This is a genomic window from Streptomyces sp. NPDC044106, from assembly GCF_056433985.1.
This window is the reverse complement of sequence record NZ_JBWKFZ010000015.1, coordinates 176,334-199,556: the sequence shown is the minus strand read 5'-3', so window position 1 is coordinate 199,556 and position 23,223 is coordinate 176,334. Positions and strand designations below refer to the sequence as shown.

Below are 23,223 nucleotides of genomic sequence, written 5' to 3'. Positions count from 1 at the left end.
GCGCGAGGGGCCACGGCTTGTCCGCAGACGGCGAACGGCGGAAACCGGGCAGACGCGGTGCCGGGGTTGCGACCGGGACCCCCTTCTGGGAGAGGATGGCGGAATCCGTACGAAGGGACCACGCACGTGAGCATCGACCCGTCCTCCATTCCGAATTTCGGGGGCCAGCCCGATCCGCAGCAGGGCGCAGGACCGGCGGGCCCCGTTGTCCCCGACCAGGACCTCGTCAAGCAGCTGCTCGACCAGATGGAGCTCAAGCACGTCGTCGACGACGAGGGTGACCTCGCGGCGCCGTGGGAGGAGTTCCGTACGTACTTCATGTTCCGCGGCGAGGACGACCAGCAGGTCTTCTCGGTGCGGACGTTCTACGACCGGCCGCACACGATCGAGGCCAAGCAGCAGCTCCTGGAGTCGATCGACGACTGGAACCGCCGCACGCTGTGGCCGAAGGTCTACAGCCACACGCACGACGACGGCACGGTCCGCCTCATCGGCGAGGCCCAGATGCTGATCGGCACCGGTGTCTCCCTGGAGCACTTCGTGTCGTCGACGGTCAGCTGGGTGCGCGCCGCGATCGAGTTCGACCGCTGGCTCGTGGAGCAGCTGGGCCTGGAGGCCGAGGTCGACGCCGCCGAGGGCGAGACCGGGGAGAAGCCCGGCGACGACGAGGCCTGAGGGCCCGCACGCACGTGAGAGCCCGGCGGGGGTGGCACATGCCACCCCCGCCGGGCTCTCGGCGTGCCGGGCGGGTCAGCCCGCCAGCGACTTGAGGCGGGTCACCGCCTCCTCCAGGACGGACGTCCGCTTGCAGAAGGCGAAGCGCACGAAGGGCGCACCCGCGTCCCGGTGGTCGTAGAAGACCGCGTTCGGGATGGCGACGACGCCGGCCCGCTCCGGCAGCGCGCGGCAGAAGGCGAAGCCGTCCGCTTCGCCCAGCGGCGTGATGTCGGTCGTGATGAAGTACGTGCCCGCCGGACGGTAGACGTCGAAGCCCGCCGCCGTCAGGCCCGCGCCGAGCAGGTCCCGCTTGGCCCGCATGTCGGCGCGGACGCCGTCGAAGTAGGAGGCGGGCAGGGCCAGCGCCTCGGCGATCGCGTACTGGAAGGGTCCGGAGGCGACGTAGGTGAGGAACTGCTTCGCCGAACGGACGGCGGTGACCAGCTCCGGGGATGCCGTCACCCAGCCCACCTTCCAGCCGGTGAACGAGAACGTCTTGCCCGCCGAGCCGATGGAGACCGTGCGCTCGCGCATGCCGGGGAAGGTGGCGAGCGGCAGGTGCTCGGCGTCGTCGAAGACCAGGTGCTCGTACACCTCGTCGGTGACGACCAGGAGGTCGCGCTCGACCGCGAGCCGCGCGATCTCCGTGAGCTCGGCGCGGGTGAGGACGGTGCCGGTGGGGTTGTGCGGGGTGTTGAGGAGGATCAGCCGGGTGCGGTCGGTGACCGCGTCCCGCAGTTCGTCGAGGTCGAGGACGAAGCGTCCGTCGCGGGGGCGCAGCGTGACGGGGACGCGGGTGCCGCCCGCGAGCGCGATCGAGGCGGCGTACGAGTCGTAGTAGGGCTCGAGCGCGATGACCTCGTCGCCCGGTTCGACGAGGGCGAGCAGCGACGCCGCGATCGCCTCGGTCGCGCCCGCCGTCACGAGGACCTCGCGGTCGGGGTCGTACGAGAGGGCGTACCGGGTGCGCTGGTGCTCGGCGATCGCCGTGCGCAGCTCCGGGACGCCGGGGCCCGGCGGGTACTGGTTGCCGCGGCCGTCGCGCAGCGCCCGCACCGCGGCTTCCCGTACCGACTCGGGGCCGTCCGTGTCGGGGAAACCCTGACCCAGGTTGATCGCGCCCGTCGTCGCCGCGAGTGCGGACATCTCCGCGAAGATGGTCGTGCCGAACTCGGTGAGACGGCGGTTGAGCAGGGGGCGCTCGCGCCCGGAGGGGGACGTCATGGCCGCCATCCTGCGCCGAACCTCTGGAGTTCCTCAACTCTGCTTTGCGTCGGCTTCGGCAGGGGCATCCCCCTGTCACGCGAGAAGCACGGCCCACGGGGGACCTGCTTCGGCAGAACTGAAGGAGTGTGAGGGCCGTGATCGTGGCTTTCGTCTTCGTGGCGGTGTTCGTCTTCGCGGTGGTCGCGGCCGTCAACTACGGGGGGAACAGCAAGCGCCGCAAGCGCGCCGGGTGGGGCTCGGGAACCGCGTCGAGCTCGGCGGGCGGCGGCTGGTGGGCCGGGGGCGGTGACGGCGGCGGCGGGCACCACGGCGGCGGTCATCACGGTGGCGGGCACTCCTGCGGTGGCGGGTCGTCCTGCGGGGGCGGTGGGTCCTCGTGCGGGGGTGGTTCCTCGTGCGGAGGTGGCGGGGGCGGATGCGGCGGAGGCAGCTGACACGGGGCAGCTGGTCCACCGATTCCATGGAGGCGCCCGGCGGGGGCGGACAGTTCCCGCCGGGCGCCTCGCCATGGGTGGTGGCGTACGACGGGGGGCGTGCTCACGGGCCGCGGTGTGACCGGCGTACTGAACAGTTGAACTGTGCAGCCCTCATGGGGATGGAAACCCTACGAAGTTGGGTAAAAACGCAGTGGCAGCATCGCCGACCATGATTCCCTCTCACACGTCAGCACCGCCCAAGGATGTACGTCTCAGGTTTCGCAGAAAGCATTCTGGATACCCGTCAGATGACGTCTTCGTGGGCACGAGCCGGCATTCCGACCTCCCGGTGGCCGCACCGGGGCGCCGGCCCCACCTCCATTGAGTGTTAGCGGAGCCGACCCATGCTCACGACCCTGAACACCGCGTACACCGACACGCGCGCCGCGGACCTCGCCTGGGCCCTGGGGCGCGAGCCGCTGCCCGCGCTCGCCACCCTCGAAGTCGAACTCGCGGACGCCAGAATGCAGTTGAGGCTGCTCGGCGCCTCCCACCAAGTGCTCCTCGAGGAAGAGCAAGGCGGCTGTTCGGAGACCGTCGCCTGCATTCCCGGCAGCAGCACACCGCTGCCGCTGGGCGTCTCCAAGCGCGTCGGCGAATGGGAGTACGAATTCGCGGCGCGGGTGGAGGCGTTGTCGCCCGGCCAGTTCGCGGGCCGCGCGCAGGAATTGCTCGCCCTGGTCGCCGAACACCCGCACGGACTCGCGGGGGTGTTCCCCGGCAGCCCGCACGCCTTCACCGCGATGCTGGCGCAGCGCCACGAAGGGGCCCTGATGTGGCGTACGTGGCACGCGTACCCGCAGGAGGGCCAGTTGGTGGCGACGCGGACCCGCGTGGGCGTACGCATGCCGGTGCCCGTCGCGCTGTGACGCGGGGAATCCCGTAAGCGGGGAATCCCGAAATGCGGGTCGGCCGCCAGGTATGAAAGCAGAGTTACACCCATGTGGGGGACTCGGTGTGAGCATCCTGTGACGTAGCGTTCCAGGCGTGCTCGAGTCCTCGGTGCGGTTGCCGGTCTCACCCCAGACAGGACGGTTCCTCGTTCTCACGGGCGTGTTCATCTGCGCTGCCTGCGGACTCGTCTACGAACTCGAACTCGTCGCCCTCGCCTCGTACTTGATCGGCGACTCCGTCACCCAGGCCTCCGTCGTGCTCTCCGTGATGGTCTTCGCCATGGGCATCGGCTCGCTGCTCGCGAAGCGGCTGCGGCGCCGCGCCTCGGTCTGGTTCGGCCTCGTCGAGTCGGCGCTCGCGCTGGTCGGCGGGTGCAGCGCCATGGCGTTGTACGCGGCGTTCGCGTGGACCGGTGACCGGGGCGAGGTGTGGGCGGGCGGATCGCGGTTCCTGCTCGTCGCGTTCTCCCTCGCCATCGGCGTACTCATCGGCGCCGAGGTGCCGCTCCTGATGGTGCTCATCCAGCGCATCCGCCGCCAGGACGCAAGCGGCGCCGTCGCCGACCTGTTCGCCGCCGACTACGTGGGCGCCCTGGTGGGCGGGCTCGCCTTTCCCTTCCTGCTCCTGCCGCTGTTCGGGCAGCTGACGGGCGCCCTCTTCACCGGCGCGGTCAACGCCGTCGCGGGCGGCGCGCTCGTCTTCGGCCTGTTCCGGCGGGACCTCAGCGTGCGCGGCCGCTGGGCGCTGCTCACCACCAACGTCCTCGTCCTCTCCCTGCTCGCCTCCGCCGCCGTCCTCGTCGACGACTTCGAGCGGGCCGCCCGGCGCGCCGTGTACGGCGGGGACGTACGGGTCGCCGTGCAGACCGACGTCCAGGAAGTCGTCCTCACCGGCGGCCGACGGCGCTCCCTCGACCTCTTCCTCGACGGACGGCTGCGCATCAGCGGACGCGACGAGGAGCGCTACCACCGGGGCCTCGTGGCGCCCGCGATGCGCGGACCGCACGCGCGCGTCCTGGTCCTCGGCGGCGGCGACGGCCTCGCGGCGCGCGAGATCCTGCGCCACCGCGGCGTGCGCCGCGTCGACGTCGTCGAACTCGACGCGGGCGTCGTCGACCTCGCGCGGCACGACCCGGCCCTCAGCGAGCTCAACGGCCACGCCTACCGCGACCCGCGGGTCCACGTGGTGAACGCCGACGCGTTCCGCTGGCTGCGCTGCGCGCGCGGGGAGTACGACGTGGTGATCTCCGACCTGCCGGACCCGGGCATCACCGCGAGCACGAAGCTGTACTCCCAGGAGTTCTACGGCCTCGCCACCCGCGTCCTCGCCGGCACCGGCAGGATCGCCGTGCACGCGGGCCCGCTGTCGGCCCGCTCGCGCGCGTTCTGGACGGTGGAGGCGACGCTGCGCGCGGCCGGGCTGCGGACCGTGCCGTACCGGGTGGGCGGGCGGCAGTCCGGCTTCGCCGCCGGGCCCGACCGCACGGCGGAGGGCGCCCGCGCGCCGCGCGACTGGGGCTTCGTGCTCGCCGCGCGGACGCGGCCCGCGCTGCCGCGCCCGGCCGGATCCGGCGCCCTACGGGCCGGGGCGTGGACGGCTGAGCGGCCGAGACGGCCGGGGCTCGCCCCGTCCACCCTCGTGCACCCGCGTTACGCGAACTGACGTACAACCCTTTACGAACTGTCGTACAACTGGTCACCTCCTGGGTAGGCTCGACTGCCATGGAGCATGAGGTGTTCGTTCCGGTTTCGGCAGAGCGGCTCCGGCAGGTCCTCGCGGACCCCGAACGGGTCGCAGGGGCGGTCCCCGGGCTTCAGCGCGACGCGCAGGAGGGAGCGGATCCGCTCTCCGGGCGTCTCAAGGTGCGCGTCGGCGGGTCCGGCGGGCACACCATCACGTACCGCGGCTCGGCGCGGACCGACGCGCGCGGCGACGGTTCGTACGCGATCGAGGCGGAGGGCGCGGAGGTGCGCGGGTCCGGCACCGTGAAGTTCTCGCTGACCGTGCGGTTCCTACCGGCCGCCGGGGGGACGACCCTCGTGTTCGGCGGCAGCGCGACCGCCGACGGGCGGATCACCGAAGGTTCTCCACAGGCTGTGGAATCCGCGGTGCGCCGGCTGCTCGAACGGTTCGCCCAGGGCCTCGCGGAGGCGGCGCCGCCCACCACGGCGCCCGGCCCCGATGACGCCCCCGGCACCCACACGGTCACCGTGTTCGAGGCCGTCGAGACGGTGGAGGCGGACGCCGACGAGGCCGGTGTCCTCGACGAGCTCGCGGAGCTGGACGAGACCGACGACCTCGGTGGCATCGGGGATCTCGACGATCTCGACGCCCTGGAGGCCGACGCCGAAATGGCGGACGACGTCGCGAACATCGACGTACCGCCCGCCGAAGCCGCGCACGCGCGCCGCACCATGATCGGCCGCAGCGCCGAGGAGGTCGATCACGCCCCGCCCCGCGGCCGGTACGCGCCCGCGCCCGCCCCCGAGTCCCTCGCCACCAGCGCCACGCTCCGCTGGGCCGCGCCCGCCGCGGCCCTCGCGCTCGCCTCGGCCATCGTCGTCGGCAGGGCGCTGCGCCGCCGCCGCTGACGTAAGGGCGCCGCGCCGCCGCTGCCCCAGGGACTGCCCGACCCTGCTCCGCCTGACAGGCCCCGGTACGCCGTAGGGTCGGCCCCGTGAGTACCGAAGACGTGACCCTGACCGCGGGCGACGCGGAACTGACCGTGCAGCCGGGCAACGGCTGCCGCATCGCGAGCCTGCGCATCGGCGGCGTGGAGCTGCTGAGGCAAGGCGGGAAGTACGGCTCCTTCCCGATGGTGCCGTGGTGCGGCCGGATCGAGAACGGCCGGTTCCGCGACGGCGCGACGGTCCATCAGATGCCGGTCAACTCCCCGCCGCACGCCATCCACGGCTTCGGCCGCGACGCCGAGTGGCGCACGGCCCGCAGCGGCGCGGGCGAGGCGGTCTTCACGTACGACCTGACCGACCCCTGGCCCTACCCGGGCCGCGTCACCCAGATCGTGGAACTCACCGAGGACGCGCTGACGCTGCGCCTCGGCATCGAGACGCACGGCGGCTCCTTCCCCGCGCAGGCCGGCTGGCACCCGTGGTTCAACAGGAACCTCGGCGGCCAAGACGTCCGTGTCGACTTCACGGCCGCCTGGCAGGAGGAGCGCGGCGAGGACCACCTGCCCACCGGCCGCCGCATCGAGCCGGAGCCGGGCCCCTGGGACGACTGCTTCGGCATGCCCGACGGCGTCGATGTGACGCTCACCTGGCCCGAGCAGCTCGAAGTCAACGTCAGCAGCCGCGAGCAGTGGGTCGTCGTCTACGACGAGCAGGAGGCCGCGGTGTGCGTGGAGCCGCAGACAGGGCCGCCCAACGGACTCAACACCGACCCGCGCCTGGTGACCCCAATCGAGCCCTTGGAGACGGCGACGACCTGGACCTGGCGTCGGCTTTAAGCTCTTACGCATGACTGACGACGTACGCGGCGAGCTGCTGCAGCAGATCAAGGACAAGGCCGTCGTGCACGGCAAGGTGACGCTCTCCTCCGGCCTGGAGGCCGACTACTACATCGACCTCCGCCGGGTCACCCTCGACGGCGAGGCCGCCCCGCTGGTCGGCCAGGTCCTGCTCGACCTCACCAAGGACCTCGACTTCGACGCCGTGGGCGGTCTGACCATGGGCGCCGACCCCGTCGCGGGCGCGATGCTGCACGCGTCCGCCGCGCGCGGCAAGCGCCTGGACGCCTTCGTCGTCCGCAAGGCCGCCAAGGCGCACGGCATGCAGCGCCGCGTCGAGGGCCCGGACATCAAGGGCCGCCGCGTCCTGGTCGTCGAGGACACCTCCACCACGGGCGGCTCGCCGCTGACCGCCGTCGAGGCGGTCCGCGAGGCGGGCGCCGAGGTCGTGGGCGTCGCCACCATCGTGGACCGCGCGACCGGCGCCGGCGAGAAGATCACCGAGGGCGCGGGCGTGCCGTACCTCTTCGCGTACTCGAAGGACGACCTCGGCCTGGCCGACTGACACCGGCCCCGGCAGGGGCCTCGCCGGGCCGGAGCCGCCCCGCGAGTCTGGAAAGATGGGGGCGACGATGACGTCGCCCCCATAGGTCAGGGCCAAGCACATACCCCGCACATCACAAGGAGCGGACACATGCCCATCGCAACCCCCGAGGTCTACGCCGAGATGCTCGACCGGGCGAAGGCAGGCAAGTTCGCCTACCCGGCGATCAACGTGACCTCCTCGCAGACCCTGCACGCGGCCCTGCGCGGCTTCGCGGAGGCGGAGAGCGACGGCATCATCCAGATCTCCACCGGTGGTGCGGAGTTCCTGGGTGGCCAGTACAACAAGGACATGGTGACGGGCGCCGTCGCCCTCGCCGAGTTCGCGCACATCGTCGCCGCGAAGTACGACATCACCGTCGCGCTGCACACCGACCACTGCCCCAAGGACAAGCTGGACGGATACGTCCGCCCGCTGCTCGACGTCTCCGCCGAGCGCGTCAAGGCCGGCCGGAACCCGCTCTTCCAGTCGCACATGTGGGACGGCTCCGCCGAGACCCTCGCCGACAACCTGGCCATCGGCCAGGAGCTGCTGGCCAAGGCCGCCGCCGCGAAGATCATCCTTGAGGTGGAGATCACCCCGACCGGCGGTGAGGAGGACGGCGTCACGCACGAGATCAACGACGAGCTGTACACGACCGTCGACGACGCGCTGCGCACCGCCGAGGCCCTGGGCCTGGGCGAGAAGGGCCGCTACCTCCTCGCCGCGTCCTTCGGCAACGTCCACGGCGTCTACAAGCCGGGCAACGTCGTCCTGCGCCCCGAGCTCCTCAAGGACCTCCAGGAGGGCGTCGGCGCCAAGTACGGCAAGCAGTCCCCCTTCGACTTCGTGTTCCACGGCGGCTCCGGCTCCACCGCCGAGGAGATCTCCACCGCCCTGGAGAACGGCGTCGTGAAGATGAACCTCGACACCGACACCCAGTACGCCTTCACGCGCCCCGTCGCGGACCACATGTTCAAGAACTACGACGGCGTCCTGAAGGTCGACGGCGAGGTCGGCTCGAAGAAGACGTACGACCCGCGCACCTGGGGCAAGTCCGCCGAGGCGGGCATGGCCAAGCGCGTCACCGAGGCCTGCGCGAACCTGCGCTCCACGGGCACGAAGCTGAAGTAGCGCACCCTGCGTCACGTACGGGCCCGGCACCCCTTCGCTTCGCGGGGAGCCGGGCCCGTATGCGTGTCCCGTCCGCGCATGGCGCAGACTTGGGCCCATGGCCATTCACAAGGATCTGCTCGGGGGACCGCCCCCGACCCACCTGCCCGACGACCCCGAGCCCCGCGAGCTGCTCGCGAACGGCACGGCGCCCGCCGACGTCGCCGCGAAGTACCCCACGTCCTCGCTCGCCTGGGCGCAGCTGGCCGACGAGGCGTACGAGCGGGGCAGCGTCGTCGAGTCGTACGCGTACGCCCGCACCGGCTACCACCGCGGCCTCGACGCCCTGCGCCGCAGCGGCTGGAAGGGCCATGGGCCCGTACCGTGGGAGCACGAGCCCAACAGGGGCTTCCTGCGGGCGCTGCACGGTCTCGCGCGCGCCGCGCAGGCGATCGGTGAGCAGGACGAGTACGAGCGCTGCGCGGGCTTCTTGCGGGACTCTTCGGAGACGGCTGCGACTACGCTCGGCTGACGTAGCCGGGGCCCGGGGTGCTGTCACCCCCGGGCCCCTGCCGCGGGGACTTCGCCCCCGGACCCCCTTGTCGGCCTGAACGGCCTCGTCCGCAAACGCCGGACGGGCTGTTACTAGCGCAAGCTACCCAGAAGGCCGGCCTCGTACGGCGCTGCCTCGGCGAGGCGGCCCGTCAGCGCCTTGTTCGCCCACTCCGGGTCGGCGATCAGGCTGCGGCCCACCGCGATGACGTCGAACTCGTCGCGCTCCATGCGGTCCAGGAGCAGGTCGATGCCGGTGGACGTGGCCTTTGCGGCGAAGCCCTGGGGGCCCACGAACTCCTTGTCGAGGCCGACCGAGCCGACCGACAGCGTGGCCTTGCCGGTGAGCTTCTTGACCCAGCCTGCGAGGTTGAGGTCGGCCCCCTCGAACTCGGGGAGCCAGTAGCGGCGCGTGGAGGCGTGGAAGGCGTCGACGCCCGCGGCGGCCAACGGGGTGAGCAGCGCCTCGAGTTCGCCCGGCTCCGTGGCCAGCTTCGCGTCGAACGCGTACGCCTTCCACTGGGAGAGCCGGAAGATCACGGGGAACGTCGGCGAGACCGCCGCGCGGACCGCCTCGACGATCTCCGCGGCGAAACGGGCGCGGGAGGCGAGGTTGCCGCCGTAGCCGTCGGTGCGGCGGTTGGTGACGCCCCAGAGGAACTGGTCGATCAAGTAGCCGTGCGCGCCGTGCAGTTCGACGCCGTCGAAGCCGATCCGCTCGGCGGCTGCGGCGCTGTCGGCGAAGGCCTCGATGACCGCGTCGATGTCGGCGCCGGTCATCGCGTGGCCCTTGGGGGCGCCGTCGAGGCCGAGGCCGGAGGGGCCCGCCGGGGGAGCGGCGGGTACCGGACCCTGGCCCTCGTCGCGGGTGGCGCCGACGTGCCACAGCTGCGGGACGATCTTCCCGCCCGCCGCGTGCACGGCCTCGGTGACCCGCTGCCAGCCCGCGAGCGCCGCGTCGCCGTAGAAGTGCGGGACGCGGTGGCTGCTGCCCGCCGACGCGTGGTCGACGTACGTGCCCTCGGTGACGATCAGGCCGACGCCGCCCGCGGCGCGGCGCGCGTAGTACTCCGCCACATCCGCGCCGGGCACGCCGTCCGGGGAGAACTCGCGGGTCATGGGTGCCATGGCGATGCGGTTGCGGACGCTGAGGCCGTTGATGTCGAAGGGGCGGCCGAGGATTCGCGCGGCTCGTGCGGTGGTGGTTTCCGTGGCTTCCATGCGGGCTCCTGGAGTTTCTGCAGAGTTTCCGGCGCGAACAGAGGCATACGCGTCTGACAGCACTGTAAGCCTTTCACTGATGTCGCAGCCAGGCCGGGTACCGTGGAGCGCATGAACTGGCCCGCGACCGAGCGCCTCTGTCTGACCCCCGCGCCCGGCGGCCTCGCCCTCGTCCAGGACCTCCTGAACACCGCGCCCGCCGGCCACCTCGACTCCGTCGACCCGCTCGCCGACGGGGCGCTCGACCGCGCCCAGGACTGGGCCGACCTGGCCGTACGGTCCTGGGCCCGTGAGACGGGCCGGGGCGCCGTGCGGCTGACCCTGGCCGCGGGCGACCTGCCGCAGCTGCGGTGCCTGCGGGAGCAGCTCGGCCGGGCGCTGGCCGCGGACTGCGGGGACGGGGGCTCGGTGCGCTTCACGTCGGCTCCGGTCGTGGTCGAACTCTCCGGGAACGGCGCCCTGTCCGTTCAGCCGGAGGGCGCGGGCGCGCGCTGGCTGGCCTCCGCCGTCCTCGCCGAGGGGCTGCTCGCCCAGGCCACGGGCGTCTGGCGGCGGCTGAAGATCTGCCGCAACGAATTCTGCGCCGCCGCGTTCTACGACCGCTCCCGCAACAACAGCGGGGTCTGGCACTCGGTGCGGGGCTGCGGGAACGCGGCGCATCTGCGGGCCTGCCGGGAGCGCCGTCGCGCGCAGGGCTGAGGGGCGGCGTCGTCCGGGGTGCCGTCACCGGGCGCCCGGGGCGACAGCTGCGTAGCTCGTTCGCTGCTGTGTGGCGCGTACGGGCCTTGCCGATTGCGGGAAAGTTGCGGAGGATTCCGGTGGGGACCGGGGCCCCCGTGCCGGTAACGGCAGGGGCGGACCGCTACCCGGAGTACGTATCGAGGAGACAGCGATGTCCCCAGAGACGCATGAGGCATCCCCCGAGGAGCGCGCGGCGTCCACCGAGGTGTCGGAGTCGTCCGAGGTGTCCGGGGCCGAGAGCCCGAACCTGGACTTCGCGGGCACCACGCCGTACGAGGACTACGTCCAGGCGGACGTCCTCACCCACCTGCAGCACCTGCGCTCGGACGACCCCGGCGAGATGGTCTTCCTGGTCACCACGCAGGTCATGGAGCTGTGGTTCACGGTGATCGTCCACGAGTGGGAGACCGCGGCGCACGCCCTGCGGCGCGACGACATCCCCACCGCGCAGAACGCGCTCAAGCGCAGCCTGCGCGAGCTGGAGGCCCTGAACGCCTCCTGGCAGCCGCTCGCCCAGCTCACCCCCGCCCAGTTCAACTCCTACCGCGGCTCGCTCGGCGAGGGCTCCGGCTTCCAGTCCGCGATGTACCGCCGCATGGAGTTCCTGCTGGGCGACAAGTCGGCGTCCATGCTCGTCCCGCACCGGGGCTCGCCGCGCGTCCACGCGGAGCTGGAGAAGGCGCTGCAGGAGCCGAGCCTGTACGACGAGGTGCTCAGCCTCCTCGCCCGGCGCGGGTACGCGATCCCGGACGCCGTGCTCCAGCGCGACCTCGCCAAGAAGTACGAGCCGTCGCCCGAGGTCGAGGCCGTCTGGGCCGAGCTCTACTCCGGCGACGAGAGCGGTGATCTCGCCCGGCTCGGCGAGACCCTGACGGACGTCGCCGAGCTGGTCTGGCGGTGGCGCAACGACCACCTGGTCGCCACCCGCCGCGCGATGGGTTCCAAGACGGGCACGGGTGGCTCCGCCGGTGTGGCGTGGCTGGAGAAGCGGGCGCAGAAAAACGTTTTCCCCGAGCTGTGGACTGCGAGGAGCCATGTCTGAGGGGCGGATGTCTGAGGACCGGGTGTCTGAGGGGCGGATGTCTGAGGACCGGATGTCGGAGGGCCGGATGTCTGAGGACCGGACCTCTGGGGGCCGGACCTCTGAGGACCGGACCTCTGAGGGCCGGATGTCGGAGGGCCGGGTGTCGGAGGACCGGATGTCGGAGGACCGGACCTCTGAGGACCGGATGTCCGACGACCGGATGTCCGACGACCGTATCGGCGCCGTACCGCCCGACCTCGCGGGCGAGGCCGCGAAGCTGGACGCCGACGACGTACTCCGCGCCAAGCGCGAGCAGTTCGTCCTCGACGACACCGTCTACCTCGACGGCAATTCGCTGGGCGCCCTGCCGGCGAACGTGCCGGGCCGGGTCGCCGACGTCGTCGCCCGCCAGTGGGGCGAGCTGCGCATCCGCTCCTGGGACGAGAGCGGCTGGTGGACCGCGCCCGAACGGATCGGCGACCGCATCGCCCCGCTGGTCGGCGCCGCCCCCGGCCAGATCGTGGTCGGCGACTCGACCAGCGTGAACGTCTTCAAGGCGCTGGTGGGCGCCGTCCGTATCGCCCGAGACCCGGACGAGGGACGGGACGAGATCGTCGTTGACGCCACCACGTTTCCCACCGACGGGTACATCGCCGAGTCGGCGGCCCGCCTCACCGGCTGCCGCCTGGTCCCCGTCGCCCCCGCCGACGTACCCGGCGCACTCGGTGGGCGCACCGCCGCCGTCCTGCTCAACCACGCCGACTACCGCACCGGCCGCCTGCACGACCTGCCAGGACTGACGCGGGCCGTGCACGACGCGGGTGCGCTCGCCGTCTGGGACCTGTGCCACACCGCGGGCGCGCTGCCCGTCGGGCTCGACGAGCACGGCGTGGACCTCGCGGTGGGCTGCACGTACAAGTACCTGAACGGCGGCCCCGGTTCGCCCGCCTACCTCTACGTACGCGAGAGCCTTCAGGACCGTTTCGACTCGCCGCTGCCCGGCTGGAACTCGCACGCCGAGCCCTTCGGGATGCGGTCCGGGTTCGAGCCGGCCGACGGGGCGCTGCGCGGGCGGGTCGGTACGCCGGACATCCTGTCGATGCTCGCCCTGGAGGCGGCGCTCGACGTCTGGGACGGTGTCTCCGTCGACGAGGTGCGCGCCAAGTCCCTCGCCCTGACCGACTTCTTCCTGCGGTGCGTCGGGGCGTACGTACCCGAGGGGCGCGTGGTGTCCCTCACTCCGGGCGCGCACGCGGAGCGCGGCAGCCAGGTCGCGCTGCGCTGCGCGGGCGCCGGTGACGTGATGCGGCGCCTCATCGAGCAGGGCGTGATCGGCGACTTCCGCGCTCCGGACGTACTGCGGTTCGGATTCACGCCGCTGTACGTGTCGTTCGCGGACGCCGAGCGGGCCGCCCGGGTGCTGGCGGACACGCTGGACTGATAGCGTCCGGCGGATCTTGCCCCCCGCATTTTCCGCGCGGGGGGCGACGCCGCAAGGCGCACTGCCGTTGAGAGGTTGCCGCATGCCGGACGACGCCGCCGTGGCCCGCGATGCCGCCGAGGCCGAGGCCGCCCTCGCGCATCCCGTCGTGGAACCGGACGCCACCGCCGCGTACGGGGAACACCCCGATCAGGTCGTCGACTTCTACGCTCCCAAGGGCGCCGCGACCCGCCCCGCGCCGCTCGTCGTCGTCCTGCACGGCGGCGCGTGGCGGGCACCGTACGACCGGCGGCACATCACGCCGTTCGCGGACTTCCTCGCCCGCCGGGGCTTCGCGGTGGCCAACGTCGAGTACCGCAGGGGCAGTCCGATCCCCGCGCAGGGCGGCGCGGCCCCGGTCGCCGGGCGCTGGCCCGAGACCTTCGACGACGTGGCGGCGGCCCTCGACGCGCTGCCCGCACTTCTACGGGACGCGCTGCCGTCCGCCGACCCGCGCCGCACCGTGGTGACCGGGCACTCCGCGGGCGGCCACCTCGCCCTCTGGGCGGCCGCGCGGCACCTGCTGCCCGCCGACGCCCCCTGGCGCACGGCCCGCCCGGCCCCGCTGCGCGGCGTCGTCGCGCTCGCGCCGATCGCGGACTTCCGCGCCGCCGAGGACCTCGCGGTCTGCGGCGGCGCGTCGGTGCAACTCCTCGGCGGGCCGGACCGGTTCGAGGAGCGGCTGCCGTACGCCGACCCGGCCGCGCTGCTCCCGACGGGCATCGCCACCACTGTGGTGCAGGGGCGCACCGACATCACCGTGCCGCAGGCGGTGGCGGAGGCGTACGCCGACGCGGCCGCGAAGGCGGGCGAGGTCGTGGGGCTCACGCTCCTGGAGGACGTGGGGCACTTCCCGCTGATCGACCCGGCGGCGGACGCCTGCGCGGTGGTCGCCGAGGAGATCGCGCAACTCGCCTTCTGACAAGCGCTCAGGGCCGCGGTGCCGGAGACCCCGGGACTACCCGTCATACCTGAGAGCTACCCCGCGGCTGTATACCCCAGCGGGATGTGAGCGACAACCGCTGATCCATAACTTCCTTTCCGTGAAAGCGAGTCGGAGCACCGGCCCGCGCGGCGGCGGAAGGGAACGACACGATGAGGATCAGGGCCGGGCGGCTGCGCCGCACTCTGCTGGCGGCCGGGGTCGCGGCAGCCGTGGTGATCCCGGTGTCGGGCGCCGCCCGCCCAGAGATCCCGGCCCCCGCCCCCGCGGCCCTCGGCCGGGTCACGGCGGCGACGCTCCCCGCCGCGTACGCGGCGAACCGGGCGAACGCCACCGAGGCGGCGGTGCGGGCCGACGGGTACGGCGCCACGGAGCGGGCCGCCGCGCTGCGCGCCATGGCCGCACCCGGCCGGAACTTCCTCGCCTTCGACGGGCGCGGCACGGGCCGCACCGCCGAGGTCTTCGGCGACCTGGCCCGCGCGAGGAGCGTCGCCGTCCTGGTACCGGGCTCGGACACCTCCCTCGACTCGTACGGCAGGCTCCGTTCCGGCGCCCTCGCCCTGCGCGCGGCGGCGGGACCGCGCACGGCCGTCGTCGCCTGGCTCGGCTACGAGACGCCGGGCACGGTCAGTCCCGCCGTCCTGACGCCGGGCCGCGCGAAGGACGCGGCGCCCGCGCTGCGCTCGTTCGTCGGCGAACTGCGCGGCATCAACGCCCGCGCCCGCGTCTCGCTGCTCTGCCACTCGTACGGCTCGGTGGTGTGCGCAGAGGCGGCCTCGGGCCCGCGCGGCCTGGACGTCGCCGACATCGCGCTCTACGGCAGCCCGGGCACCGGCGCCGACAACGCCGCCGACCTGCACACCCGGGCCCGGATCTGGGCGGGCCGGGGCGCGGGCGACTGGATCGCCGACGTGCCGCACACCAGCGTCGGCCTCTTCGGCACCACCGTCGGCTTCGGCACCGACCCGGTCTCCGACGGCTTCGGCGCCCGCGTCTTTCCGGCGGGCGACGGCGGCCACAGCGACTACCTGAAGCCGGGCTCCGTACCGCTCGGCAACCTCGCGCGGATCGTGCGCGGCGAAGGACCGGAGGCCCGCCATGCGTGAACGTCGCCTCTCCGTCCTCGCGCGGCGCGTGGACGCCGCGACGCCGCCCGGCCGCGACCGTGCCGTCGACGCGCTGCGGGCCTTCGCCATCCTCGGCGTGGTCGGCGGGCACTGGCTGGTCACCGCCCTGGTGTCGGACGGTGGCGCGCTGCACGCCGCGAGCCCGTTGCAGCACCTGCCGTGGCTCGCGCCTGTCTCCTGGATATTCCAGACGCTCGCCGTGTTCTTCCTGGTCGGCGGGCAGGTGGCGACGGGGAGCTACGCGTCGGCCCGCGCCCGCGGCACCGGCTACGGCTCCTGGCTCGCGGCCCGCCTCGGCCGCCTCTTCCGGCCGGTCGCCGCGGTCCTCGCGCTGTGGACGGCCGCGGGAGCGGGCCTGGTCCTGTCCGGGGCCCGCCCCGACACCGTGCACACGCTGGTCAAGCTGGCGCTGTCGCCGCTGTGGTTCCTGCTGGTCTTCGCCGTCCTCACCGCGGCCACCCCGCTGGTGCGGCGGCTCCATCCGCTGTGGCCGCTGGCCGTCGTCCTCCACGTGGACCTCGTGCGGTTCGGCTTCGGCGGCCCGGCCTGGCTCGGCTGGGTCAACCTCGCGGCGGGCTGGCTCGTGCCGTGGACGCTGGGCGCCGCCTGGGCGCGGGGCGAGCTGACGCGGACCGCGGGCCGGGTGCTCCTGGTGGGCGGCGCGGCGGCGACCGCGGGTCTCGTCCTGTGGGGCGGCTACCCGGCCTCGATGGTCGGCGTGCCGGGCGCGCCGGTCTCCAACCTGAACCCGCCGACCCTGGCGGCCGTCACGTTCGGCCTCGCCCAGTGCGGCCTGGCGCTGCTGCTCCGTGAGCCGCTGGCCCGGTGGATGCGCGGGCCCGCCATCTGGGCGGCGGTGGCGCTCACCAACCTCTCCGCGATGACGGTCTTCCTCTGGCACCAGACGGCACTGATGGCGGTCACCGCGCTCGGCCTGCTCTCCGGCGGCCCGCTGCCCGGCCTGCACACGGTGCCGGAAGGCTGGGGCTGGGTGCTCGCCAGGCTGGCCTGGCTGCCGGTGTTCGGGCTGGGGCTCGCGGTGTGCTGGGCGGCGTTCCGTACGTACGAGAAGGGCGGCCGGACGCCGGTGCGGCGCGGGTCCGGGGGCGCGGGAGTGAAGGTGGCGCGGCGTGTCTAGGGTTGATCTTGTGAACGGTGGGGGCCGCGGGAGCGGCGACGGGGAGCGGTTCGACGGGGCTGTGCGGTCGGGACTGCGGGGTCTGGCCAAGGAGCTGTGGACGGTGGCGCCGATGCCGCTGCCGCCGCTCGGCAGGCCGCGCCTGCTGCGCTGGGCCCCGCACATCGTGATCGTGTACGTCACCCTCGGCACGGGACTCGGCAACCTCGACCAGATGTCGCAGCGCTACCACCTCGGCAACCCGGCAGGCCGCGTCATGGCCCTGGCGCAGGCCGCGGCCGTTGTACTGGCGCTGGTCCGGCCCGTCCCCGCGTGGTGGCTCTCCCTCGCCGTGAACACGACCGTCGCCGGGATGACGACCCTTCCGCCGGGGCGCGGCTCCGAGCCGTGGCCGTGGAGTCCCCCCGGGCTGCTCGCGCACGCCACGGTGACCCTGCTGCTCACCCTGCGGCTGCGGCCCCGGGCGGCCTGGACGGCCTGCGCCCTCGCCATCGGCCTCCCGCTCCTGCTGCAACTGACGACCAGCCCGGGGCCGGGCCCTTCCAACACGACGGTCCCCCTCTCGGCGCTCGTGTTCGGCGCCGTCACCCTCTTCGGCACGCTGCTGCGCGGGCGCCACGAGACCCGCACCCGGCTCGTCGAGCAGGAGACGCTCACCGCGGAGGAGCGGGCCCGCCGCACCCTCCTGGAGGAGCGCGGCCGGATCGCCCGCGAACTGCACGACGTCGTCGCCCACCACATGTCCGTGATCTCCATCCAGGCGCAGGTCGCCCCGCACCTGGTGAAGGATCCGCCCGACGCGCTCAGGGAGAACCTCGACGGCATCCGCGAGAACGCCCTCGAAGCCCTCACCGAGCTGCGCCGCGTCCTCGGCGTCCTGCGCTCGGAGAACCCCGACGCCCCCGAGGCCGCCCCGCAGGCCCCGCTGCCCACCCTCGACCGCCTGGACGGCCTCCTCGACAACGCGCGCGCGGCGGGCCTCACCGTCCGCCGTGAGAGCGCCGGGGAGCCCCGCCCGCTGCCGCCGGGCGTGGACCTCTCCGCGTACCGCATCGTGCAGGAGGCGCTCAGCAACGCGATCCGGCACGCGCCGGGCTCGACGGTGCGGATCGACCTCGCGTACACCCGCGGCGGCCTGCGCGTACGCGTCACCGACTCCGGCGCGACAAGGAAGGCGCCGCCCTCGCCCGGTGCGGGCCACGGGCTGCTCGGCATGCGTGAGCGGGTCGCCATGCTGGGCGGTGACCTCGCCGCGGGCCCGCTGCCGGACGGCGGCTACGAGGTCGCCGCGTTCCTGCCGGCGAACGCGACGAGCACGGCGCCCATGACGAGCACGGCGCCCATGACGAGCACGGCACACGTGACGAACACGGCGCACACCCTCGCCTCCTCCACCGAAGGAAAGAACAAGACATGACGATCCGCGTCCTCATCGCCGACGACCAGGTCATGGTCAGGCAGGGCTTCACCGTCCTGCTGAACGCGGAGCCGGACATCGAGGTCATCGGCCAGGCCGTCGACGGCGCGGACGCGGTCGCCAAGGTCGCCGAGCTCACCCCGGACGTGGTCCTGATGGACATCCGCATGCCCGAACTGAGCGGCATCGAGGCCACCCGCCGCATCACGTCGGACCTGCCCGAGGTGCGCGTCCTGGTCCTCACCACCTTCGACCTCGACGAGTACGTGTACGACGCGCTCCGCGCCGGCGCCTCCGGCTTCCTGCTCAAGGACGCGTCGGCGGCCCAGCTCGCCGAGGCCGTCCGCGTGGTCGCCGCGGGCGACGCGCTGCTCGCGCCCGGCATCACCCGCCGCCTGATCGCCGAGTTCTCCCGCCTGGACGGCACCCCGCGCGGCCCCTTGAGATCCCGCGTCGGCGAACTCACCGAACGCGAGACGGAGGTCCTCTCCCTGATCGCCCAGGGCCTCTCGAACGCGGAGATAGCGTCGCGCCTCGTCGTCGCCGAGCAGACCGTGAAGACGCACGTGGGCCGCATCCTCCTGAAACTGGACCTCCGCGACCGCACGCAGGCGGCGGTCTTCGCGTACGAGACGGGCGTCGTGCGCCCCTCGGGGTACTGAGAGCCTGGGCTCCGCAAGGGCGCGGGCGGAGCGCTGTAGTACTTGGGACGGACGCCGGGGAACCCCCCTCGCTATGGACGCCCCCGCGGCGGAGCCACCGTAACGTCGTAGCCGTGACCGAGAAGACAGATCCGATCGAGGCCAGAGGCCCGAGAAGCCCCGAGTACCGCCTGGTGGCAGGCGTCGTCGGCGGCCTGCGCGAGGCGCTGTTCCACGACGCCTTCGACTACCGCCCGCTGCCGCCGAGGAGCACGGACGGACCGCTGAGCAGTCGCCTGCCGCAGCGGATACGCCCGTACGCGGCCTGGACCCCGCACGCCCTCGTGGCGGCAGCCGCCGCGATCACCCTGATGCTCGCCTTCGGGACGGGGGGCCTCGGGAACCACTTCGCGTACGCCCTGTCCGGCCTGATCCCCATGGCCGCCGTCCTGATGACGCTGGCCAGGCCGGTCGGCGCCTTCTGGATCTCGCTGGCCACCACCCCCTTCACCGGCGTGCTCGGGAACACCTGGGACGGCTGGCCGTGGACTCCCGCGGCCTTCTTCGCGCACCTGGCGGTGATGGTCGTGGTGGCGGCGCGGAACGGACCGCGCACCGCCTGGTGGATGTGGGTGGCGACCGCCGCGTACGCGGCGGGGGTCGAGGTGTTCCTCGGCGTCGGCGGCTTCAGCGACAGCCCGCAGATGCTGTTCTTCTCCGCGCTCGCACTGCTGGTCACCAGCCTGGCGCAGGTACGCCGCGAGGCGCAGCGCGAGGTCACCGTGCAGCGCACCGTCACCGCCATCGAGCGCGACAAGCGCACGCTCCTCGAGGAGCGCACCACCATCGCCCGCGAGCTGCACGACGTCGTCGCGCACCACATGTCGGTGGTCGCCATCCAGGCCGAGGCCGCGCCCTACCGCGTGGAGAACCCGCCGCCCGAGCTCGAGCAGGCCTTCGTGACGATCCGCGAGAACGCGGTGGCCGCCCTCACCGAGCTGCGCCGCGTCCTTGGCGTCGTACGGGCCGAGGACTACGAGGCGCCGGACGCCCCGCAGCCCACCCTCGCCGACCTCGACCGGCTCCTGGACAACGTCCGCGAGGCGGGCCTCACCGTCGACAAGGTGATCACCGGGGCGGCCCGCGAGCTGCCGCAGGGCGTGGAGCTTTCGGCGTACCGCATCGTGCAGGAGGCGCTCAGCAACAGCCTGCGGCACGCGCCCGGTGCCGCGGCCCGCGTCGAGGTCGGCTACGTTCTCGGCGGGCTCGGCCTGCGCATCGTCAACGGCCCGCCGACCGGCCTGGTCAAGCCGTCGCCGGGCGCCGGGCACGGCGTCACCGGCATGCGGGAGCGCGTCGCGATGCTGAACGGCGAGATGACGGCGGAGGCGACCGCCGACGGAGGCTACGAAGTCACCGTCTTCGTGCCCGTCCCGCACGCGGAGCGGCCGGTACCGGCCGGAGAGGACGTCGCATGACGATCCGCGTCCTCATCGCGGACGACCAGATGATGGTCCGCGAAGGGTTCTCCGTCCTGCTCAACGCCATGCCCGACATCGAGGTCGTCGGCGAGGCCGTCAACGGCCGCGAGGCGGTCCGCCGGGTCCGTGAACTCGCCCCCGACGTCGTCCTGATGGACATCCGCATGCCCGAGATGAACGGCATCGAGGCGACCCGCGAGATCGTCGCCTCCGAGGGCGGCACGGGTGCTACGGGCGGCTGCAAGGTCCTCGTCCTGACCACCTTCGACCTCGACGAGTACGTGTACCAGGCGCTGCGCGCGGGAGCCTCGGGGTTCCTCCTCAAGGATGCCTCGGCGCGCCAACTCGCCGACGGTGTACGGGTGGTGGCGTCCGGTGAGGCGCTGCTCGCGCCGACGGTGACGCGCCGCCTGATCACGGAGTTCTCGAAGCTGGCGGAGGCGCCGCGGCTGTCGGCGGCGGTCCAGGCCCAGCAGTACGGCGAACTCACCGAGCGCGAGACGGAGGTCCTCGTCCTCATCGCGCAGGGCCTGTCGAACGCGGAGATCGCCTCCCGGCTCGTGGTCGCCGAGTCCACCATCAAGACGCACGTCAGCCGGGTCCTGGTGAAGCTGGGCCTGCGGGACCGCACGCAGGCGGCGGTGTTCGCGTACGAGGCGAGGCTGGTCACACCGGGGTGAGAGCCTGTGTCATATCCCCGGCCGGGTGGGCGCCGCCCGCCTGGCACGCGCGCTCGCCGCGTTGCCGAAAAGCCCTAGTAGCTCCGCTACAAGGACTTCCCGGCGCCTTGCGATCGCACGCACCAGACGACGCCCACTGATCCGACCGGGGATATGACACAGGCTCTGAGAGGCCGTCCACAGGGGGACTGGTCACGGGCGGTGCGCGGGTCTAGCGTCGCTCCATGGACGCACGTTCCGCACCTTCCGAGGTACCCGGGTCCACCGCGGCCGTGCCCGCCTCGTCCTTCGCGGGCTTCGACCCCTCGTCGCCGGAGTTCGTGGCCGACCCCTACCCGGCGTACGCGCGGCTGCGTGCGGCGGGCCGCGCCCACTACTGCGCGCCGACCGGCCAGTGGCTGATCCCGCACCACGCGGACGTCGCGGCCCTGCTGCGCGACCGGCGCCTGGGCCGCACCTACCTGCACCGCTTCACCCACGAGGAGTTCGGCCGCGCGGCCCCGCCGCCCGAGCACGAACCGTTCCACGTCCTCAACGACAACGGCATGCTGGACCTGGAGCCGCCCACGCACACCCGCATCCGCCGCCTCGTCTCCAAGGCCTTCACCCCGCGTACGGTCGAACAACTCAGGCCGTACGTCGACGGGTTGGCGGACCGGCTGGCGTGTGACCTGGTGGCGGCCGGGGGCGGCGACCTCGCGGCCCGCGTCGCCGAGCCGCTCCCCGTCGCGGTCATCGGCGAGATGCTGGGCATCCCTGAGTCCGACCGGCCGCTGCTGCGCCCCTGGTCGGCGGCGATCTGCGGCATGTACGAGCTGAACCCGTCCGAGGAGACGGCCGCGCGAGCGGTACGTGCGTCGCTCGAATTCAGCGCGTACCTACGGGACTTGATCGCGGTCCGGCGCGAGAGGCCGGGCCCCGACCTGATCTCGGGCCTGATCGCGGCGTACGAGGACGGGGAGTCCCTCAGCGAACAGGAGTTGATCTCGACCTGCGTGCTGCTCCTGAACGCGGGGCACGAGGCGAGCGTGAACGCCACGGTCAACGGGTGGTACGCGCTGTTCCGCAACCCCGCGCAGCTGGCCGCCCTGCGCGCGGATCCGGTCGGGCTCGTCCCCACGGCCGTCGAGGAGCTGCTGCGCTACGACACCCCGTTGCAGCTCTTCGAGCGCTGGGTCCTCGACGACATCGAGATCGGCGGCGTGACGATCCCCCGCGGCGCGGAGCTGGCCCTCCTCTTCGGCTCCGCCAACCACGACCTCGCGGTCTTCACCCGCCCCGCCGACCTGGACCTCGCCCGGCGCGACAACCCTCACGTCTCCTTCAGCGCGGGCATCCACTACTGCGTGGGCGCGGCGCTGGCCCGCCTGGAGCTGACGGCCTCGCTCCGGGCGCTGCTCCGCCGGGCCCCGAACCTGCGGCTCACCGCGGAGCCGCTGCGCGGGGCCAATTTCGTGATGCGGGGCCTTGAAGGGTTGCTGGTGGAGGTGTGAGGGGTGGGGGCCTCCCCCGTCTCCCATCTGCGGGTACGAACAGGCCCGCCGCTTCGCGGCGGATGTATCCCACCCACCCACCCGTTTGCCCCGCAGCACACGGCGGAGGTAGGGGCAGGGGCGTTTGCCCCGCGACGTACGGCAGGACGGGTCAGCCCCCACCGGGGCGCGGTCGCACGCGCTCCCGAGGGGACGTGGGGGTATGTGCGAACGGAGCACCGAGCATCCTGTAGCGCCATTGTCCGTGCAGCGTGACGCAGGGATAGCGAGTACGCACATACCCCCGCGGCCCCGCCCCACAGACGAGCCACAGGCGCCCCGCCCCACAGAGAGCCACAGGCGCACCGCCCCCGCCCCACCGCACCCGCACACCAGAACTCACCGAGGCAACACAAGCCCCCAGGCCAGCGGCCGCACCGTCCAGGTCCGCGTCCGTACCGGCCCCGTCACCACCGCGTCCGCGCGATAGCGGAAGTCCGGCCCCGACACCGTCACCGCCCGCGCACGCGCCCGCACCGGTGCCGCCTCCGCCCCCACCGACGCGGGCCTGACCTCCACCTGGGCCAGGCCGCCGTCCACCGTGGTCACCCGTACGCCCTCGACCGGCTGGTCCAGGTCGACCAGGACGACGCCGTCAGCCTCGACCCGCAACCGCACCGGCCCGCGCCCCGCACCGGCCCCCGCCCCCGCGGCCGGTCGCGAAGGCCGCGCCGCAAGCGTGCGGACCAGGGACTGGCAGGTCCGCAACCAGGCGTGCCCCTCGCCGGCCCCACCGGCGGTCACCCTCGACACGACACCGGCCCCGGAAC

At 73.1% G+C, this 23,223-nt stretch carries 22 protein-coding genes and 1 pseudogene; 20 read left to right on the top strand and 3 right to left on the bottom strand.

The genetic code is table 11. The annotated features are described in order from the left end of the window. The first annotated feature begins 126 nt into the window (after positions 1 to 126). The gene (locus AC07DI_RS27570) at positions 127 to 675 is read left to right on the top strand and encodes a type III secretion system chaperone family protein (RefSeq protein ID WP_384260422.1); all 549 of its coding nucleotides are present in this window, start codon (positions 127 to 129) and stop codon (positions 673 to 675) included. Between the two features lie 75 nt (positions 676 to 750). Here the strand turns inward: AC07DI_RS27570 and AC07DI_RS27565 are convergent, their stop codons facing one another. Then, on the bottom strand, positions 751 to 1,950 hold the full coding sequence (locus tag AC07DI_RS27565; RefSeq protein WP_384260419.1) for a pyridoxal phosphate-dependent aminotransferase: 1,200 nt from the start codon (positions 1,948 to 1,950) through the stop codon (positions 751 to 753). 128 nt (positions 1,951 to 2,078) lie between these two features. Here AC07DI_RS27565 and AC07DI_RS27560 point away from each other — a divergent pair, with 128 nt between their 5' ends. From AC07DI_RS27560 to AC07DI_RS27525, 8 genes are all read left to right on the top strand, one after another. Further along, the gene (locus AC07DI_RS27560; RefSeq protein ID WP_384260417.1) at positions 2,079 to 2,378 is read left to right on the top strand and encodes a hypothetical protein; all 300 of its coding nucleotides are present in this window, start codon (positions 2,079 to 2,081) and stop codon (positions 2,376 to 2,378) included. A gap of 386 nt (positions 2,379 to 2,764) precedes the next feature. Then, positions 2,765 to 3,289, top strand: a complete 525-nt coding sequence (locus tag AC07DI_RS27555) for a DUF2617 family protein (RefSeq protein ID WP_478906636.1) — start codon at positions 2,765 to 2,767, stop codon at positions 3,287 to 3,289. A 118-nt stretch (positions 3,290 to 3,407) separates the two neighbouring features. Next, positions 3,408 to 4,976, top strand: a complete 1,569-nt coding sequence (locus tag AC07DI_RS27550; RefSeq protein ID WP_478906634.1) for a polyamine aminopropyltransferase — start codon at positions 3,408 to 3,410, stop codon at positions 4,974 to 4,976. A gap of 59 nt (positions 4,977 to 5,035) precedes the next feature. Next, positions 5,036 to 5,905: an SRPBCC family protein gene (locus AC07DI_RS27545; RefSeq protein ID WP_478906632.1), complete on the top strand. Its 870-nt coding sequence runs from the start codon at positions 5,036 to 5,038 to the stop codon at positions 5,903 to 5,905. 86 nt (positions 5,906 to 5,991) lie between these two features. Next, complete coding sequence (locus AC07DI_RS27540) at positions 5,992 to 6,780, top strand: aldose epimerase family protein (protein ID WP_478906630.1); 789 nt, start codon at positions 5,992 to 5,994, stop codon at positions 6,778 to 6,780. 10 nt (positions 6,781 to 6,790) lie between these two features. After that, the gene (gene pyrE, locus AC07DI_RS27535; RefSeq protein WP_478906628.1) at positions 6,791 to 7,345 is read left to right on the top strand and encodes an orotate phosphoribosyltransferase; all 555 of its coding nucleotides are present in this window, start codon (positions 6,791 to 6,793) and stop codon (positions 7,343 to 7,345) included. A gap of 129 nt (positions 7,346 to 7,474) precedes the next feature. After that, positions 7,475 to 8,497, top strand: coding sequence for a class II fructose-bisphosphate aldolase (fbaA, locus tag AC07DI_RS27530; protein WP_384260402.1), 1,023 nt, complete (start codon positions 7,475 to 7,477; stop codon positions 8,495 to 8,497). 97 nt (positions 8,498 to 8,594) lie between these two features. Beyond that, complete coding sequence (locus AC07DI_RS27525; RefSeq protein WP_384260399.1) at positions 8,595 to 9,008, top strand: DUF3151 domain-containing protein; 414 nt, start codon at positions 8,595 to 8,597, stop codon at positions 9,006 to 9,008. Positions 9,009 to 9,121: 113 nt separating this feature from the next. Here the strand turns inward: AC07DI_RS27525 and AC07DI_RS27520 are convergent, their stop codons facing one another. Then, entirely contained in the window at positions 9,122 to 10,249 is a 1,128-nt protein-coding gene (locus AC07DI_RS27520) for an NADH:flavin oxidoreductase (protein ID WP_478906625.1), read from the bottom strand. Between the two features lie 111 nt (positions 10,250 to 10,360). Between AC07DI_RS27520 and AC07DI_RS27515 the strand changes: the two genes are divergently transcribed. The 11 genes from AC07DI_RS27515 to AC07DI_RS27465 all read left to right on the top strand — a co-directional run bounded on the left by AC07DI_RS27515 (position 10,361) and on the right by AC07DI_RS27465 (position 22,414). Further along, positions 10,361 to 10,948, top strand: a complete 588-nt coding sequence (locus tag AC07DI_RS27515) for a CGNR zinc finger domain-containing protein (protein ID WP_478906623.1) — start codon at positions 10,361 to 10,363, stop codon at positions 10,946 to 10,948. Between the two features lie 193 nt (positions 10,949 to 11,141). Further along, positions 11,142 to 12,032 (top strand): tryptophan 2,3-dioxygenase family protein, encoded by an 891-nt coding sequence (locus AC07DI_RS27510; protein ID WP_478906621.1) that lies wholly within the window; start codon positions 11,142 to 11,144, stop codon positions 12,030 to 12,032. A gap of 202 nt (positions 12,033 to 12,234) precedes the next feature. Beyond that, positions 12,235 to 13,455, top strand: coding sequence for a kynureninase (kynU, locus tag AC07DI_RS27505; RefSeq protein WP_478906663.1), 1,221 nt, complete (start codon positions 12,235 to 12,237; stop codon positions 13,453 to 13,455). 82 nt (positions 13,456 to 13,537) lie between these two features. After that, on the top strand, positions 13,538 to 14,416 hold the full coding sequence (locus tag AC07DI_RS27500) for an alpha/beta hydrolase (RefSeq protein ID WP_478906619.1): 879 nt from the start codon (positions 13,538 to 13,540) through the stop codon (positions 14,414 to 14,416). Between the two features lie 173 nt (positions 14,417 to 14,589). Further along, entirely contained in the window at positions 14,590 to 15,543 is a 954-nt protein-coding gene (locus AC07DI_RS27495) for an alpha/beta hydrolase (RefSeq protein WP_478906617.1), read from the top strand. Then, the gene (locus AC07DI_RS27490; RefSeq protein WP_478906615.1) at positions 15,536 to 16,702 is read left to right on the top strand and encodes an acyltransferase family protein; all 1,167 of its coding nucleotides are present in this window, start codon (positions 15,536 to 15,538) and stop codon (positions 16,700 to 16,702) included. The genes AC07DI_RS27495 and AC07DI_RS27490 overlap by 8 nt, the downstream gene beginning before the upstream one ends. Before the next feature lie 10 nt (positions 16,703 to 16,712). Continuing rightward, a complete protein-coding gene (locus tag AC07DI_RS27485; RefSeq protein WP_478906613.1) occupies positions 16,713 to 18,119 on the top strand; it encodes a sensor histidine kinase in 1,407 nt (468 codons plus the stop codon). Further along, positions 18,116 to 18,781, top strand: coding sequence for a response regulator (locus tag AC07DI_RS27480; protein ID WP_478906611.1), 666 nt, complete (start codon positions 18,116 to 18,118; stop codon positions 18,779 to 18,781). The genes AC07DI_RS27485 and AC07DI_RS27480 overlap by 4 nt, the downstream gene beginning before the upstream one ends. A gap of 113 nt (positions 18,782 to 18,894) precedes the next feature. Beyond that, entirely contained in the window at positions 18,895 to 20,238 is a 1,344-nt protein-coding gene (locus AC07DI_RS27475) for a sensor histidine kinase (protein ID WP_478906609.1), read from the top strand. Continuing rightward, positions 20,235 to 20,921: a response regulator gene (locus tag AC07DI_RS27470; protein WP_384260374.1), complete on the top strand. Its 687-nt coding sequence runs from the start codon at positions 20,235 to 20,237 to the stop codon at positions 20,919 to 20,921. The genes AC07DI_RS27475 and AC07DI_RS27470 overlap by 4 nt, the downstream gene beginning before the upstream one ends. 224 nt (positions 20,922 to 21,145) lie before the next feature. Further along, positions 21,146 to 22,414 carry a cytochrome P450 gene (locus AC07DI_RS27465; RefSeq protein WP_478906608.1) on the top strand — a complete coding sequence of 423 codons (1,269 nt, stop codon included), beginning with the start codon at positions 21,146 to 21,148 and terminating at the stop codon, positions 22,412 to 22,414. Between the two features lie 378 nt (positions 22,415 to 22,792). Here AC07DI_RS27465 and AC07DI_RS27460 read toward each other — a convergent pair. Continuing rightward, positions 22,793 to 23,223: pseudogene (locus tag AC07DI_RS27460) on the bottom strand (diacylglycerol kinase); the annotation flags it as partial.

Coding starts and splice junctions, on each gene's coding strand:
- AC07DI_RS27465 (WP_478906608.1), top strand. CDS start 21,146: ATGGACGCACGTTCCGCACCTTCCGAGGTACCCGGGTCCACCGCGGCC.
- AC07DI_RS27565 (WP_384260419.1), bottom strand. CDS start 1,950: ATGGCGGCCATGACGTCCCCCTCCGGGCGCGAGCGCCCCCTGCTCAAC.
- AC07DI_RS27495 (WP_478906617.1), top strand. CDS start 14,590: ATGAGGATCAGGGCCGGGCGGCTGCGCCGCACTCTGCTGGCGGCCGGG.
- AC07DI_RS27510 (WP_478906621.1), top strand. CDS start 11,142: ATGTCCCCAGAGACGCATGAGGCATCCCCCGAGGAGCGCGCGGCGTCC.
- pyrE (WP_478906628.1), top strand. CDS start 6,791: ATGACTGACGACGTACGCGGCGAGCTGCTGCAGCAGATCAAGGACAAG.
- kynU (WP_478906663.1), top strand. CDS start 12,235: ATGTCCGACGACCGTATCGGCGCCGTACCGCCCGACCTCGCGGGCGAG.
- AC07DI_RS27520 (WP_478906625.1), bottom strand. CDS start 10,249: ATGGAAGCCACGGAAACCACCACCGCACGAGCCGCGCGAATCCTCGGC.
- AC07DI_RS27490 (WP_478906615.1), top strand. CDS start 15,536: ATGCGTGAACGTCGCCTCTCCGTCCTCGCGCGGCGCGTGGACGCCGCG.
- AC07DI_RS27545 (WP_478906632.1), top strand. CDS start 5,036: ATGGAGCATGAGGTGTTCGTTCCGGTTTCGGCAGAGCGGCTCCGGCAG.
- fbaA (WP_384260402.1), top strand. CDS start 7,475: ATGCCCATCGCAACCCCCGAGGTCTACGCCGAGATGCTCGACCGGGCG.
- AC07DI_RS27555 (WP_478906636.1), top strand. CDS start 2,765: ATGCTCACGACCCTGAACACCGCGTACACCGACACGCGCGCCGCGGAC.
- AC07DI_RS27515 (WP_478906623.1), top strand. CDS start 10,361: ATGAACTGGCCCGCGACCGAGCGCCTCTGTCTGACCCCCGCGCCCGGC.
- AC07DI_RS27525 (WP_384260399.1), top strand. CDS start 8,595: ATGGCCATTCACAAGGATCTGCTCGGGGGACCGCCCCCGACCCACCTG.
- AC07DI_RS27480 (WP_478906611.1), top strand. CDS start 18,116: ATGACGATCCGCGTCCTCATCGCCGACGACCAGGTCATGGTCAGGCAG.
- AC07DI_RS27470 (WP_384260374.1), top strand. CDS start 20,235: ATGACGATCCGCGTCCTCATCGCGGACGACCAGATGATGGTCCGCGAA.
- AC07DI_RS27500 (WP_478906619.1), top strand. CDS start 13,538: ATGCCGGACGACGCCGCCGTGGCCCGCGATGCCGCCGAGGCCGAGGCC.